The sequence below is a fragment of the Marinobacter sp. M3C genome, from assembly GCF_023311895.1.
GTDB lineage: Bacteria > Pseudomonadota > Gammaproteobacteria > Pseudomonadales > Oleiphilaceae > Marinobacter.
The window spans coordinates 4,347,405-4,361,638 of record NZ_CP092284.1 but is presented as its reverse complement, the minus strand read 5'-3'; the positions used below and the strand labels follow the sequence as shown (position 1 = coordinate 4,361,638).

Sequence of the window (14,234 nt, the reverse complement as noted above, 5' to 3'; positions counted from 1 at the left end):
TATGCCAAGTTCCATGTCGCAGCCAAGCCCAAAGCCCAGCTCCATTCGCGTTGGCCATCGTTACCGCGCCAACCGCCTTAAAGGCCCCTACGATGCCATTGTGATTGGCTCTGGCATTGGCGGCCTGGCTGCGGCGGCTTGCATGAGCAAACTGGGCAAAAAGATGTTTGTAGGCTGATACCCTCTTTGCCTGAGACACGCACTCATTATTTTACGCCCAGGAAACCGGCGCGTTGCTAACAAGGAGTTTGCATGAAAACCATTGGCCTTATCGGCGGCATGAGCTGGGAGTCAACTCAAACTTATTACCGTCTGATTAACCAGAAAGTACGCGAACAGCTCGGTGGGCTCCACTCGGCAAAACTCATACTCTACAGCGTGGACTTTTCCGAGATTGAAGCGCTCCAGCACCAGGGCGACTGGGAGGGAGCGGCCAAAATACTGGTCGCCGCAGCGCAATCCGTGCAATCCGCCGGGGCCGATTTTCTGGTTATTTGCACCAACACCATGCACAAGGTCGCCCCGCAAATTGAGCAGGCCACGGCCATGCCCCTGCTTCATATTGCCGACGCCACCGCTAAAGCGCTGCTCAGCGATGGAATAACCTCGGTGGGACTGCTTGGCACCCAATTCACAATGGAACAGGCGTTCTACCGGGAACGGCTTGAGCAGAAGGGCATCACCGTTATCATTCCAAATCATAACGAACGGACTGTGGTGCACCGAATAATCTACGACGAGTTGTGTCAGGGCATCGTTAATCCTGAGTCAAAGGCCGCGTATCTTGATGTGGTCGCTGGATTGGCCGCTCGAGGGGCGCAGGCCGTTATTTTAGGGTGCACCGAGATCGGCCTGCTAATCCAGGCCTCCGATACACAGGTTGCGCTTTATGACACAACAGACATTCATGCCGATCAGGCTGTTGCGCTCGCGCTGAATTGAACGTGTCGAGCCTGACCCTAAACGACTCACCAAAATGCCCCGGGAAGGCTACGAACCTGCGATCACCCTCAGTCGCCAGGGCGAGAAACACACCGATCCGTAAAAACCTAAAGCCCGCAACTAAAATTTTTGTAGCGCTCTGTGCGTCCTCGTGTTGGTGACGTTTATGACAGCAACGAAGTGCTGGAAGCCGCCCTCTTGTCGGGCCGCTCCGGCTACGATTTGGCGGTGCCACCACCCTACCCATGGTGGTGTTCTCGTCGGTGCGCATGGGTGTGTCGCCAAAGATTAACGCGCTGGCCACGCTGATCATTCTGGTGGTATCTCTGGTGGCGTTTATAGCCTGGTACATTATGCGCCTTAACGAAAAAAGGCGGCGCAGCGACCGCCTTTCTTAATGCCAGAACCGGGGACAGACTTGAAGTCTGTCCCCTACCTTATATCGTGCTTAACCGATATTTTTCTTCATGAACTTCTGTACCTGGCCAACAATCCCGCTCTGGAACATCATTACGGTCAGTACAAAGATAGCGCCAAGAATCGCATCTACCCAGTCAGCCAGCGGGCCTTGCGACAGCTGGTATTCGAGGTTAACCACAAAAGCCGCGCCCACCACCGGGCCCAGCAGGGTTCCGGTACCGCCCAGCAACGTCATCAGAATAACCTCGCCCGACATATGCCAATGGGCGTCGTTAAGGGACGCCAGCTGGAATACCACGGTTTTCATGGATCCGGCTAAACCGGCCAGGCCTGCTGAAATCACAAAAGCGATGATCTTGTAACGGTTGACGTTATAGCCCAGGGAAATCGCCCGTGGCTCATTCTGCTTGATGGCTTTGAGCACCTGGCCATAAGGGCTGCCCACAATCCGCTGCACCAGAAGATAGCCGGCTAAAAACACCGCCAGCACAAAATAGTACATGTTGAGATTATCGTTCAAATCGATCAGCCCCAGAAACTGACCACGGGGTATGCCGTGCAAGCCATCTTCACCGCCGGTGAAACTCGATTGCACAAAGAAGAAGAAGACCAGCTGCGACAGCGCCAAGGTGATCATCGCAAAGTAGATACCCTGGCGACGAATAGCCACCAATGCGAAGCCGAAACCGAGCAAGGTTGCTACCAGTGTGCCGGCGATAATGCCAAGCTCGGTACTCAAACCCGAAAAAGTGGTTAACAGATAACCGGTGGTGTAGGCACCGCTGGCCAAGAAGGCTGCATGGCCAAACGACAGCAAACCGGTGAAGCCCAGCAGCAGGTTAAAAGCAACCGCAAACAGGGCAAAGCACAGGATTTTCATCAGAAACACCGGGTACATCACCATCGGTGCCGCCACAAGCAGAACCAGCAACACCAGATTCAGTATCAGGCGCCTGCGATGTTCTGATTTTTGCTGATCGAGCATGGTTTTGTGAATATCAGCCGGATTTACGGAATTGCTCATGGTTACGCCTCCTTTCCAAACAAGCCGGATGGACGCACAAAGAGCACAACCACCATCACCAGAAAAATCACTGCCGACGAGGCCGGTGGGTAGAAGGTTTTGGTCAACCCCTCAATCACGCCCATCAGAACGCCGGTAATGATCGCACCGGAAATCGAGCCCATACCGCCAATCACCACCACCGCAAACACCACAATGAGAATATGCGAGCCCATCACCGGTGTGACTGAGTAAATCGGTGCCGCCAGCGCGCCGGCAAAAGCCGCCAACATAACGCCGAAGCCATAAGTGAGGCTAACCAGCAAAGGCACGTTAATGCCGAAGCCCTGCATTAATTGCGAATCTTCGGTGCCGGCCCGCAGATAAGCACCAAGCTTGGTTTTTTCAATCATGAACCAGGTGCCAAAGCACACCAATAGCGCAATCACGATAACCCAGGCGCGATAATAAGGCAGAAACATGAAGCCCAGATTCATACCGCCCTTGAACACGTCAGGCATGGAGTAACGCAAGCCAGACACGCCGTACATGTTAGTCAGCACGCCCTGAATGATCAGCGCGACGCCAAAGGTTAACAAGAGACTGTAAATATGATCCTGACCTGCGATTTTACGCAGCAGGAAATACTCGATAGCAACACCCACGCAGCCCACCAGAATTGGCGCGACAAACAGCGCCGCCCAATAGCTAATACCCAGGGTATCGAACAAAATGACTGTCGCCATGGCGCCGAGCATGTACAGAGCGCCGTGGGCAAAGTTGATAATTTTCAGAAGACCAAAAATCACAGCGAGGCCCAGGCTCAACAACGCGTAAAAGGCTCCGTTAATCAGCCCAAGCAGTAACTGGCCGAAGAGCACAGCGACGGGGATTCCCAGAATCATGGACATGTAGCTAACTCCAAAAGCAATGCAGGGGGCACCGGAGGTTGGTGCCTGTTCTGCTTGATTCCGAGGGCTCCCCGCCGCGAATGCCGGGAGCCCCGTGGTTCAACCGCTTACTTGCTGGTTATCAGCGGGCACTTGCTTTCAGACAGTGGGCGGAATGCTTCGTCTCCTGGAATGGTGCGGATGATCTTATACAGATCCCATTCATTTTTAGACTCGGCCGGGGTTTTTACTTGCGCCAGGTACATATCGTGAACCATGCGGCCGTCTTCACGAATGCGGCCGTTGGTGGCAAACATGTCATTGATGGGTGTGGCCATCATCTGCTTACGCACTGTTTGAGCTTCGTCTGAACCCGTAGCTTTTACCGCGTTCAGATATTGAATGGTGCTGGAGTAGATGCCGGCATGAATCATGGTTGGGCGCACTCCGGTTTTTTCCATAAAGCGATCGGACCAGGCACGGGCGTCGGCATTCATGTCCCAGTACCAGCCAGTGGTTAGCTGAATACCTTGAGCCGCTTCCACGCCCAGGGCATGAACGTCGGTGAGGAACAACACAAGAGCCGCCAGGGTCTGACCGGACTGGGTAAGACCAAATTCACTGGCGGTAGTAATGGCGTTTGTGGTGTCTGCACCGGCGTTGGCCAGAGCCACAACATCAGCTCCAGAGCCTTGGGCTTGCAGAATAAATGACGAGAAATCTGGCGTCGGGAACGGGTGACGAATAGAACCAATGATCTCACCACCGTTGGCTTCCACTACCTTTGTTACGTCGGCTTCAAGAGATTGGCCAAAGGCGTAATCGGCAGCAAGAATGAACCATTTTTTACCGCCTTCTTTCACGATGGCGCTGGCTGTACCGTTAGCCAGTGGGTAGGTGTCGTACACATAGTGAATGTGGTTAGGCGTGCAATGCTCGTTGGTAATACTGGAGGACGCAGACCCGGACACAATGCCCAACTTGCCACTTTCTTCCAGAATGTCGATGACCGCAATAACAACTGACGATGCCACCAGGCCGGCAATCAAATCAACGTTATCATTTTCAACCCAACGACGCGCGGTGCTGGAAGCCACATCGGGGCTGTTGCGGTCATCGGAACTTATGACTTCAATCTTGGCGCCATTGACCGTGCCACCGAAGTCTTCGATTGCCATTTTGAGGGCGACTTCACCGTTGGGGCCAGCGAAGTCCCGGTAGGTACCCGACATATCTGCCAGGTAGCCGATTTTAACCATATTGTCCGATATGGCTGCTTGGGCACCACCGACCAGCATGGTTGAGGCAATGGCCGACGTCAGGAGCTTTTTCATAATTGTCATTGTTGTATCTCCATTAATGTCTTTGTTTTTGTTGTCTTCTTATGGCTCGGAGCCGGCTGTTACCTCGTTACGCCTCCTATGGAGTACGCTACTCAACCGGCTCCGCTTTCTGCCTAACAGGCGTCAGACGCCAAAAGACTGGGAGCCCCGTGATTCAACCGCTTACTTGCTGGTTATCAGCGGGCACTGGCTTTCAGACAGCGGGCGGAATGCTTCGTCTCCTGGAATGGTGCGGATGATCTTATACAGATCCCATTCATTTTTGGACTCGGCCGGGGTTTTTACTTGCGCCAGGTACATGTCATGAACCATGCGGCCGTCTTCACGAATGCGGCCGTTGGTGGCGAACATATCGTTGATGGGCGTTGCTATCATCTGCTTGCGCACAGCTTGAGCTTCGTCTGAACCCGTGGCTTTTACCGCATTCAGATATTGAACGGTGCTGGAGTAGATGCCGGCATGAATCATGGTTGGGCGCACTCCGGTTTTTTCCATAAAGCGATCGGACCAGGCACGGGTGTCGTCGTTCATATCCCAGTACCAGCCAGTGGTCAGCTGAATACCTTGGGCCGCTTCCACACCTAGGGCATGAGCGTCCGAGAGGTACAAGATAAGAGCCGCCAGGGTCTGACCGGACTGGGTAACACCAAATTCGCCGGCGGTAGTAATGGCGTTGGTGGTATCGGCGCCAGCGCTGGCCAAAGCCACAACATCAGCTCCAGAACCTTGGGCTTGCAGAATAAATGACGAGAAATCCGGAGTCGCTAACGGGAAACGAATAGTACCAATAACTTCACCACCGTTGGCTTCCACGACCTTTGTTACGTCGGCCTCCATAGCGTGGCCATAGGCATAATCGACGGTGAGGATGAACCAGGTTTTGCCGCCTTCGTTAACGATGGCGCTGGCTGTGCCTTTAGCCTGTGAGTAGGTGTCATAAATATAGTGGATATGGTTGGGCGTGCAATACTCGTTGGTAATGCTGGAGGCTGCAGATCCGGACACAATACCAAACTTGCCGCTCTCTTCCAGAATGTCGCTGACCGCGATGCTGACCGACGATGCCACCAGGCCGGCAATCATGTCGACGTTGTCATTTTCAACCCAACGACGCGCGGTGCTGGAGGCAACATCCGGGCTGTTGCGGTCGTCTGCGCTGACGATTTCAATGTTTTTCCCGTTCACCTGGCCACCAAAGTCGGCCACAGCCATTTCCAGGGCTATCAGGCCATTTGGCCCCCCCATGTCACGATAGCCGCCTGACATATCGGCCAAATAGCCGATTTTAACCATATCATTGGAGATTTCTGCCTGGGCAGCGCCAGCCATCAGAGTGGTCGCTATGGCGGTCGTTAGCAGCTTTTTTATCATTGTCATTGTTATTTCTCCACTACGTTCATGCGTGATTTTTATTAGTTTTCGACGTCGATTACTGCACTTACACTTGTTTTTATTGAGCCCCGTTCTGCAAGTTTTTGTAATTACACCCCCAGATAGCCGTTCAGCAGAGAGCGCTTGGAGTCCAGTTCTGCGGCACTTACTTCCGCCACAATCTGGCCATGCTCGACCACGTAATGCCGATCCGCCAGAGGCGCAGCAAAGTGGAAGTTCTGTTCTACCAGAATAATAGTCAGGCCTTTATTTTTGAGATTCATCAGAACCTCAGCCAGCTTCTCCACAATCACCGGGGCCAGGCCCTCAGTAATCTCGTCAAGCAGCAACATGTTGGCACCGGTACGAAGAATGCGTGCCAGAGCCAGCATCTGCTGCTCACCGCCTGACAGTTTGGTACCAGGGCTGGCGCGACGCTGATACAGGTTAGGGAACATGGTGTAAATTTCTTCCAGACTCATACCGCCGCTGCGCACGACAGGCGGCAGCGTCAGATTTTCTTCAACGTTCAGCGACGCGAAAATTCCTCGGTGTTCGGGACAGAACCCCACGCCCAAGCGCGCTATGTGGTGCGGCGCACAGTTCATGGTCTCTTCGCCGTTGATCATGATCGAACCGGTGCGCCGGCCCACCATGTTCATGATGGCTTTGAGCGTGGTGCTACGTCCGGCGCCATTGCGCCCTAGCAGCGTAACCAACTCACCCCGATTCACGACCATATCAATGCCGTGAAGGATGTGGGATTCGCCGTAAAACGCGTGCAGGCCGGAAATACGGAGCTGTTCGTAGTCTTTTTTTCCAGCTTGGTTTTTGACAGCCTGGCTCATGCGTTTGCCTCTTGTTCCGACGCCTGAGGATCGCTGGCGCTGCCCATATAAACTTCCCGCACCCGCGGGTCTGCTGACACAGCTTTGTAGTCGCCTTCGGTAAGCACCGCACCCTGGGCCAGCACAGTGATGCGGTCACAGAGTTTGCTGACAACACTCAGGTTGTGTTCCACCATCAGCACGGTCCGGCCCACGGCCGCTTTGCGCACCAGTTCGACCACCTGATCAACATCTTCCGCACCCATTCCCTGGGTGGGCTCGTCCAGCAACATCAACTGCGGTTCCATCGCTAGAGTGGTGGCCAGTTCCAACGCGCGCTTGCGGCCGTAGGCCAGCTCGACGGTGGTGGTGTGGGCGAACTCTGCCAGCCCTACTGAATCCAACAACTCCATTGCGCGATGGTTCAGCTTGTTCAGGCAGTTGCCGGATTTCCAGAAACTGAATGAGTTGCCTTCAAAGCTTTGCAACGCCACCCGGATGTTCTCCAAGGCAGTCATGTGTGGGAACACCGCCGAAATTTGGAACGACCGCACCACGCCTTCGCGGGCAATAGCGGCAGATTTCATCGTGGTGATATCACGACCATTGAATAAAATTTTGCCGCGAGTAGGCGTCAGAAATTTTGTAAGCAGGTTAAAAACCGTGGTTTTACCCGCTCCATTAGGCCCTATCAGCGCGTGAATATGGCCTTTGCGGATGTTCAGGTTAACGTCGTCAACGGCCACAAAGCCTTTGAATTCCTTAACGAGGTTGCGCGTTTCCAGCACGTACTCTTCGCTCATGGGCCAATCTGCCTTTGTTATTGTTGTACATCAGAACTAATCATAGAATGGATTGACGTATACGTAAACGTCAATCCTGAATTTTGTGATTTTTTCGTGTTTTTTTTGCTGACCAGCTGTGGACACAACGCTGAAGCCCCTCTATTAGCGTTGCGGCGGTATGGAGTAAGTCATCGTAGAATGTGCGACCGGCTCATCGACACCCAGGGAATATATAAACACCTCCCCTACCGCCATGGCTTTACCCACCTTAAGCATGGTGGCACGGGCCCAAATAGGTTGGTGTGCAGCCGGTTTGCGTAAAAAATTGATATTCAGATTGGTGGTAACCGCCAGCGGCACCAAGCCGATTCTGGACAGCAGCGCCGCGTAGAGCGTGACATCCGCCAGCCCCATCATCACCGGCCCAGACACGGTGCCGCCTGGGCGCAAATGGGTTTCGTCTATGTCGAGCATCATTTCAGCACTGCCATCGCCCAGCTCGCACAGGGTGCCGAACGCAGCACCTTGCGGAAATTGCTCGTCCAGAAAAGCCTGCAACTGCTCTATTGTCACCTTCATTCGCTGACGTCTTCTCTGGCACGATCGCGCAGAATAAAGCGTTGAATTTTGCCGCTCGGCGTTTTGGGCAGCTCGTCAACAAACTCGATCTCGCGGGGGAAGGCGTGCGTGGACAGGCGCCGGCGCACGTGATTTTGCAACTCTTCTCTCAAAACCTGGTCATCGGCCGGAATATGGTCGCTTTTGATCACCACGTAGGCTTTGATGATGGCACCACGCTTTTCATCGGGCTTGGCCACCACACCAGACTCCGCAACCGCCGGATGCTCTAATAAAGAACTCTCTACATCCGCTGGCCCTACTCGGTAACCCGCGGTGGTAATAATGTCATCGTCACGGCCACTGAACGAAAAACTGCCGTCGCCGTTGTTAATGGCCATATCGCCGGTCAGGTAGTAACCCTGCGCGAACGGGTCTTTTTCGCCCCAAGTATAGCCATCGAAATGAAATAAGGGTGACGCAGCGACATCAATGGCGACCTGCCCGGCTTCACCGGCACCCACCTCTTCGTGCTTTTCATTCAGCGCTACGACACGATGCCCCAGCGATGAAAAACCCATGGCACCCTCTTTGACCGGATGCGCCAGGCCGTGGAAGTTGCAGCAGGTCATGCCCGTTTCAGTCTGGCCGTAGTGATCTTTCACCTCACAAAAGTGACGACGCCGAATCCAGTTCACCACTTCCGGGTTCAATGGTTCACCGGCGCTACTCGCTACCCGAAGCCCAAGATTTTCACCTTCAGGCAGCACGTGATCATTCGCTTTTAACAATCTATAGGCCGTAGGCGCCGCCGCAAGATTTGTGATCTTGTATTTGCGGATCATGTCGTAGGTGCTTTCAGGGGTGAACGCGTTGGGGTTGAAGTGGGTAGCGTGACCCATCAGCAACGGCCCGATGACCGCGTAATACAAGCCGTAGGCCCAACCCGGATCGGCTACGTTCCAAAATGTATCGCTGTCACGAAGACCCACCGCATCGCGCATGTAAACGTAGAATGACAACAGTGCTCGGGCTGGAACAGACACCCCTTTGGGCTTGCCCACGGTGCCCGAGGTGAACATTTGCAGGAAAGGATCAGTACCCTTGATCAGCACCGGCTCACAGTGATCGGACTGCTCGCCCAGCGCCTGGTAAAAATCAGCATCACCATGGCCAGCTTCCGCCGAATCGACACACAGTACCGGCGGGCAGTTTTTAACATCGTCCAGTTTTGAACGGTTTGCCGGGTTGGTAACAATCAATTTGGTGCTCGCCCGTTCCAGGCGGTATTCGATGGCGCCAGATCCGAACGCAGTAAATAGCGGTTGATAAACAGCGCCAATGCGCCAAGCGCCCGCCATAACGATGAGCAGCTCCGGTGTGCGCGGTAACAAACCCGCAACACGGTCGCCCTTGCCCACCCCCTGCAACTTCAGGTAATTGGCGAAACGGGCGGACGCCTGTTTCAGCTCGGCAAAGGTAAGAACGCCGTCACCGCCGGCTTCCGTCTCGTAATACAGCACAACTTTTTCGGCATTGGCTGCCCATTTATCGCAAATTTCATGGCAAACATTCAGCCCGCTGTCCAGGCGCCCGTCCAATACCTCTGCCTCCAGAGCAGCAAGGTCAAAATGTTTGTACGCATCGACGTATTCCGGAAGGCTCATTTTTTGCTCCTGTTATTTTTGTCCGTGGTTCTACGTGCATCAGATTTATCATAGGTGCCAGTTTACGTAAAGGTAAACTTTAGGCCAAGACAACTCATATCAACCGGTATCTACTTGTTAGCGCGCAATAACTTTGTAAAAAGGGCTCACCAAATCGGCGATAATTTTCTGCCGCGACGGCTCGGACTTCCAGGCAGTTTACCTGCGCCGCTGAATTGGCGCATTACGGTTAAATAATGGCTCGCCCATAGCAATCAAAACCCTACCGCTTGCCTAAAAACCGCGGTTGCTCAATACCATGGTGCCGCAGCCACCGATATATAGTGGGCCGGGACACATCAAAGCGCCTGGCGACTTCGGTAATGTTCCACCGATAGGTTTCAAGTGCCAGCAGCAGACAACGCCGCCTGTCAGGGCTTTCGCTCGGCTCTGTGGGCACAGACACACTCTTTTGCTTCAAACAGACTTCTGGCAGATCTTCGGCGGTGATTTCGTGGTTATCACAGGTGGCTTCCGCAAAAGCCAAAGCGTTGACCAATTCACGAATATTTCCTGGCCAGTGGTACGCCAGCATGGCGCTCATGGCGTCGGCTCGAATGTGGACGTCCTGGACTTGACCCTGCTTTATCAGCTTTCGCAATACACTGTTAATAACATGCTGGCGATCGGCTCTCTGACACAGCGAGGGCAATTTCAGAGTCGCGCCGTTCAAGCGATAGTATAGGTCTGAGCGGAAAGCCCCCGTCTGAATCAGCTGCTCAAGATTCTGATGCGTTGCCGCCATGAAACGGCAGTTCACCCGAATCGGTACCTCTGCGCCAACCGGTAGAACTTCACCTTCTGCAAGCACCCGCAACAACCGGGTCTGCAAATGCAGGGGCATGTCGCCGATTTCGTCCAAAAACAGCGTTCCACCTTCTGCCTGTTGAATCAGGCCGCGCATGCCTTTGGCACGCGCGCCGGTAAACGCGCCGGCCACGTAGCCGAACAGCTCACTTTCAATCAGGGATTCTGGAATTGCCGCACAGTTAACAGCGATGAACGCGCCGCTCGCGCGGCTGCCTGACTGATGTATGGCCTTGGCCAGAACTTCTTTGCCAGTACCCGTTTCACCAAGAATCAGTAGCCCCACATCGCGATTTCGCAGGCGCTTGGCCAACGAAAGGGTACGCCGCATGACCGGGTCGTCTGCGGCCAGCTGATCCAATTCCGGCACGCGTTCGTCGTTACTGGCCTTTACGCTACCGGAGTAATCGGCCGGTTTGGCTTTTGGTTTGATCAGTGTGGCAAACAAGGTGTCTTTATTGGCGTGATGCCTGAAGGCCTTGACCTGATCATCATGATCGTAAGGAATGCTCCAGATATCTCGAAGATCGCATTCAAACAATTCGGTTACCTCGGAAACCCCATCCATAAGGCCGGCTGCATTTTCGGGCATGAGCGAGCGTCCCGCCGTATTAGCGGCTTCGATGCGACCACCTTCGTCAATCGCAAGTAGATACTGGCCATTGACCTGGACAAATTCACGGGAAACGCCGCAGCGTAGAACGGTCTGGTTACGGTAGCGACGTAAAAAATAAGCGTCTTCGATCAAGCGTGCATAAAGCTGGGTTAAATGCAGCGCGAACGTCTGGCTTTCACGGGCATTTGGCGAGTCCAGGGCCGATATGTCGAGCACCGCAAGCAAATTGCCAGAAGGGTCACGAATCGGCGCCGACGTGCAAGTAAGGCTGATGTGCGTTGCATCGAAATGATCAACTCGGTGGCAGGTCAACGCTTGCTGTTCCTGAATGCAGGTGCCCACAGCGCAAGTGCCGGCATACTGCTCGTTCCAATCGGCACCTAGATAAAGCCCGGCTTTGCGCAAACGCCGGTCGTAGCGTCGGTCGCCAAGATATTGAACGGTAATTCCCCGGTGGTCGGTCAACAGCACCACGTAACCCAGGCCCGCAATAATCCCGTAAAGCTGGTCTACCCCTGCCCGGGCTACGTTCAGGAATTCGTCCACCGAGTCCTGGTGCTCGCGCAAGGTCTGCTGCGTAACAATGCGGGCGCTGCGCGGCCGGCTCGGGTCCATACCGTAGTCTTCAATGCAGCGCTTCCAGGATCGCCCGATCAACTCGGCGCTTGGTGTTAACGCAGGGCAAGAGTCTTTCGCCGCAAAGTTCAAGATTGAATGAATATGACGACTCTGCGCCAGCTGATGGGTCATAACAGGCCTCGCGATGCTGTACTCATTTTGTTGTTGTTCACAACGGATATAAAGGCAACCAATAAAGAGCATAGACCGCACAACTCCATAACGACATGTTTCGTTAGTACCGGCTGCGTTACACCTGTAACGCTATTGAACTCTGCGGTGTGTCAGGTGTAACGCCGAAACCCTCTAACGCCGGTTCTAACATCTTGCGCCACACAGTTTAGAAATATTTACGTCATTATTTTCAATGTCTTATATTTCGAAGGTTTTTCTGAAAGAACTGGCATGCCTGCTGCAACCTGATAATTGTCATGAAAGGATCAATTCCTGCAGTGGGTGCCACCTGCAATTAAGTGCCAGGCACCCCGGTAACAAAAACAATCCAACACCGGAAAGCGACGATGACGGAGACCAAGATGACGGAAGCCAAAATGACAGCGACCCAACAAGCCAGACAATGGCTTGAAAATTTTGAGGAGACCCTGAACTCGGATAACCCCGCGCAAGCCGCCGATCTATTCGAAGACAGTGGTTTCTGGCGCGACCTGGTCACCATGACCTGGAATATCAAAACGATGGAAGGGCGTGAAGCCATTCGCGATATGCTCAGCGCCACGGCTCAGCGAACCCGGCCCACAAACTGGCAGATTTCCGAAGAGGCCACCGAACAGGACGGCGTGATCGACGCCTGGGTCACCTTCGAAACCGTTAATGCCATCGGCAAGGGCCATCTGCGCTTGCGCAACGGCCATGCATGGACACTGCTGACAACCATGCAGGAGCTGAAGGAATTTCCGGAGAAGCGCAAATTCCGCCGCGCCAAGGGCGCAGAGCACGGCGCCAGCAAATCCCGTAAATCCTGGCTCGAAACCCTGCAAGACGAGCAGCAGGAATTAGGTTATAGCCGCCAGCCTTACTGCGTCATTATCGGCGGCGGCCAGGGTGGTATTGCCCTGGCCGCCCGGTTGAAGCAACTGGACGTGCCCACCCTTGTGATAGAACGCAGCGCCAAAGCCGGCGACTCCTGGCGCAACCGTTATAAGTCCCTGTGTCTGCACGACCCGGTATGGTACGACCACCTGCCTTATTTACCTTTCCCCGATCACTGGCCCGTTTTTGCACCAAAAGACAAAATTGGTGATTGGCTGGAAATGTACACAAAAATCATGGAACTCAACTATTGGAGTTCTACCGAATGCACCGCAGCCCGCTATGATGAGGCCAGTAAAGAGTGGGTAGTAAACGTGGTTCGTGACGGCGAAAAGGTGACCCTGCGCCCGCAACAACTGGTACTGGCCACCGGCATGTCCGGCATCCCGAATATTCCCGACATTCCAGGTATGGACACGTTTGAAGGCGAGCAACATCACTCCAGCCGGCATCCCGGCGGCGACGCCTTCAAAGGTAAAAAGTGCGTGATTCTTGGCGCCAATAACTCTGCTCACGACATCTGTGCGGCGCTTTGGGAAAACAACGCCGACGTGACTATGATTCAGCGCTCATCGACTCACATCATCAAGTCGGACACCTTGATGGATGATGTTCTTGGCGGGCTCTATTCGGAACAGGCGGTTGCCGATGGCATGACAACGGAAAAGGCTGACCTTACCTTTGCGTCTGTACCTTTCCGAATCATGCCTGATTTCCATATTCCGGTTTATCAACAGGTGGCCGAAAAGGACGCCGATTTCTACGGACGGCTGAAAAAAGCCGGATTTATGCTGGACTTCGGTGACGACGGTTCCGGTCTGTTTATGAAGTATCTTCGCCGGGGATCGGGTTACTACATTGATGTGGGTGCGTCAGAGTTGGTCGCAGACGGCGAGATAAAACTGAAAAGCGGCGTCAGTATCGAACACATCAACCCACACTCTGTGACCCTGACAGACGGCACAGAGCTGCCTGCTGATCTGATTGTTTACGCCACCGGTTTTGGCTCTATGAACGGCTGGGCGGCACGCATTATTTCTGAAGAAGTTGCTGACAAGGTGGGTAAATGTTGGGGTATGGGATCAGACACCACCAAAGACCCAGGCCCGTGGGAAGGCGAACTGAGGAACATGTGGAAACCTACGCAACAGGAGGCCCTGTGGTTCCACGGCGGCAACCTGCACCAGTCCCGGCACTATTCGCTGTATCTGGCGCTGCAGCTAAAAGCGCGTAAGGAAGGCATTGATACGCCGGTGTATGGACAAGAATCGGTGCATCATTTGTCTTGATTAACCACA

At 53.9% G+C, this 14,234-nt stretch carries 11 protein-coding genes and 3 pseudogenes; 5 read left to right on the top strand and 9 right to left on the bottom strand.

From position 1 onward, the window contains the following. Position 1: 1 nt before the first annotated feature. From MIH18_RS20525 to MIH18_RS20510, 4 genes and pseudogenes are all read left to right on the top strand, one after another. Positions 2–172 (top strand): annotated as a pseudogene (locus MIH18_RS20525) (FAD-binding protein); the annotation flags it as partial. 80 nt (positions 173–252) lie between these two features. Then, positions 253–942, top strand: a complete 690-nt coding sequence (locus MIH18_RS20520; protein WP_249005471.1) for an aspartate/glutamate racemase family protein — start codon at positions 253–255, stop codon at positions 940–942. Positions 943–1,095: 153 nt separating this feature from the next. Beyond that, positions 1,096–1,176: pseudogene (locus MIH18_RS20515) on the top strand (hypothetical protein); the annotation flags it as partial. Continuing rightward, positions 1,170–1,340, top strand: a pseudogene (locus tag MIH18_RS20510) (putrescine ABC transporter permease PotI); the annotation flags it as partial. The pseudogenes MIH18_RS20515 and MIH18_RS20510, both read left to right, overlap by 7 nt. A gap of 50 nt (positions 1,341–1,390) precedes the next feature. Here the strand turns inward: MIH18_RS20510 and MIH18_RS20505 are convergent. The 9 genes from MIH18_RS20505 to MIH18_RS20465 form a co-directional block, all read right to left on the bottom strand. After that, positions 1,391–2,386, bottom strand: a complete 996-nt coding sequence (locus tag MIH18_RS20505) for a branched-chain amino acid ABC transporter permease (protein ID WP_249005472.1) — start codon at positions 2,384–2,386, stop codon at positions 1,391–1,393. Between the two features lie 2 nt (positions 2,387–2,388). Next, positions 2,389–3,276, bottom strand: a complete 888-nt coding sequence (locus MIH18_RS20500; protein WP_249005473.1) for a branched-chain amino acid ABC transporter permease — start codon at positions 3,274–3,276, stop codon at positions 2,389–2,391. Positions 3,277–3,383: 107 nt separating this feature from the next. Next, positions 3,384–4,598: an ABC transporter substrate-binding protein gene (locus tag MIH18_RS20495; protein WP_249013344.1), complete on the bottom strand. Its 1,215-nt coding sequence runs from the start codon at positions 4,596–4,598 to the stop codon at positions 3,384–3,386. A 162-nt stretch (positions 4,599–4,760) separates the two neighbouring features. After that, positions 4,761–5,975 carry an ABC transporter substrate-binding protein gene (locus MIH18_RS20490; protein ID WP_249005475.1) on the bottom strand — a complete coding sequence of 405 codons (1,215 nt, stop codon included), beginning with the start codon at positions 5,973–5,975 and terminating at the stop codon, positions 4,761–4,763. Positions 5,976–6,079: 104 nt separating this feature from the next. Beyond that, a complete protein-coding gene (locus MIH18_RS20485) occupies positions 6,080–6,817 on the bottom strand; it encodes an ABC transporter ATP-binding protein (protein WP_249005476.1) in 738 nt (245 codons plus the stop codon). Continuing rightward, on the bottom strand, positions 6,814–7,599 hold the full coding sequence (locus MIH18_RS20480; protein ID WP_249005477.1) for an ABC transporter ATP-binding protein: 786 nt from the start codon (positions 7,597–7,599) through the stop codon (positions 6,814–6,816). The genes MIH18_RS20485 and MIH18_RS20480 overlap by 4 nt, the downstream gene beginning before the upstream one ends. Positions 7,600–7,743: 144 nt before the next feature. After that, a complete protein-coding gene (locus MIH18_RS20475) occupies positions 7,744–8,160 on the bottom strand; it encodes a PaaI family thioesterase (RefSeq protein WP_249005478.1) in 417 nt (138 codons plus the stop codon). Next, a complete protein-coding gene (locus MIH18_RS20470; RefSeq protein WP_249005479.1) occupies positions 8,157–9,806 on the bottom strand; it encodes an AMP-binding protein in 1,650 nt (549 codons plus the stop codon). Before MIH18_RS20470 ends, MIH18_RS20475 begins: the two co-directional genes overlap by 4 nt. A gap of 262 nt (positions 9,807–10,068) precedes the next feature. Then, positions 10,069–12,018 (bottom strand): sigma-54-dependent Fis family transcriptional regulator, encoded by a 1,950-nt coding sequence (locus tag MIH18_RS20465; protein ID WP_249013343.1) that lies wholly within the window; start codon positions 12,016–12,018, stop codon positions 10,069–10,071. 389 nt (positions 12,019–12,407) lie between these two features. Here MIH18_RS20465 and MIH18_RS20460 point away from each other — a divergent pair, with 389 nt between their 5' ends. Further along, complete coding sequence (locus tag MIH18_RS20460; protein WP_249005481.1) at positions 12,408–14,225, top strand: NAD(P)-binding domain-containing protein; 1,818 nt, start codon at positions 12,408–12,410, stop codon at positions 14,223–14,225. The last annotated feature ends 9 nt before the right edge of the window (positions 14,226–14,234 follow it).

What these genes read in the sequence shown, in the direction of transcription:
- MIH18_RS20520 (WP_249005471.1), top strand. Translation starts at nt 253, where the DNA reads ATGAAAACCATTGGCCTTATCGGCGGCATGAGCTGGGAGTCAACTCAA.
- MIH18_RS20505 (WP_249005472.1), bottom strand. Translation starts at nt 2,386, where the DNA reads ATGAGCAATTCCGTAAATCCGGCTGATATTCACAAAACCATGCTCGAT.
- MIH18_RS20500 (WP_249005473.1), bottom strand. Translation starts at nt 3,276, where the DNA reads ATGTCCATGATTCTGGGAATCCCCGTCGCTGTGCTCTTCGGCCAGTTA.
- MIH18_RS20495 (WP_249013344.1), bottom strand. Translation starts at nt 4,598, where the DNA reads ATGACAATTATGAAAAAGCTCCTGACGTCGGCCATTGCCTCAACCATG.
- MIH18_RS20490 (WP_249005475.1), bottom strand. Translation starts at nt 5,975, where the DNA reads ATGACAATGATAAAAAAGCTGCTAACGACCGCCATAGCGACCACTCTG.
- MIH18_RS20485 (WP_249005476.1), bottom strand. Translation starts at nt 6,817, where the DNA reads ATGAGCCAGGCTGTCAAAAACCAAGCTGGAAAAAAAGACTACGAACAG.
- MIH18_RS20480 (WP_249005477.1), bottom strand. Translation starts at nt 7,599, where the DNA reads ATGAGCGAAGAGTACGTGCTGGAAACGCGCAACCTCGTTAAGGAATTC.
- MIH18_RS20475 (WP_249005478.1), bottom strand. Translation starts at nt 8,160, where the DNA reads ATGAAGGTGACAATAGAGCAGTTGCAGGCTTTTCTGGACGAGCAATTT.
- MIH18_RS20470 (WP_249005479.1), bottom strand. Translation starts at nt 9,806, where the DNA reads ATGAGCCTTCCGGAATACGTCGATGCGTACAAACATTTTGACCTTGCT.
- MIH18_RS20465 (WP_249013343.1), bottom strand. Translation starts at nt 12,018, where the DNA reads ATGACCCATCAGCTGGCGCAGAGTCGTCATATTCATTCAATCTTGAAC.
- MIH18_RS20460 (WP_249005481.1), top strand. Translation starts at nt 12,408, where the DNA reads ATGACGGAGACCAAGATGACGGAAGCCAAAATGACAGCGACCCAACAA.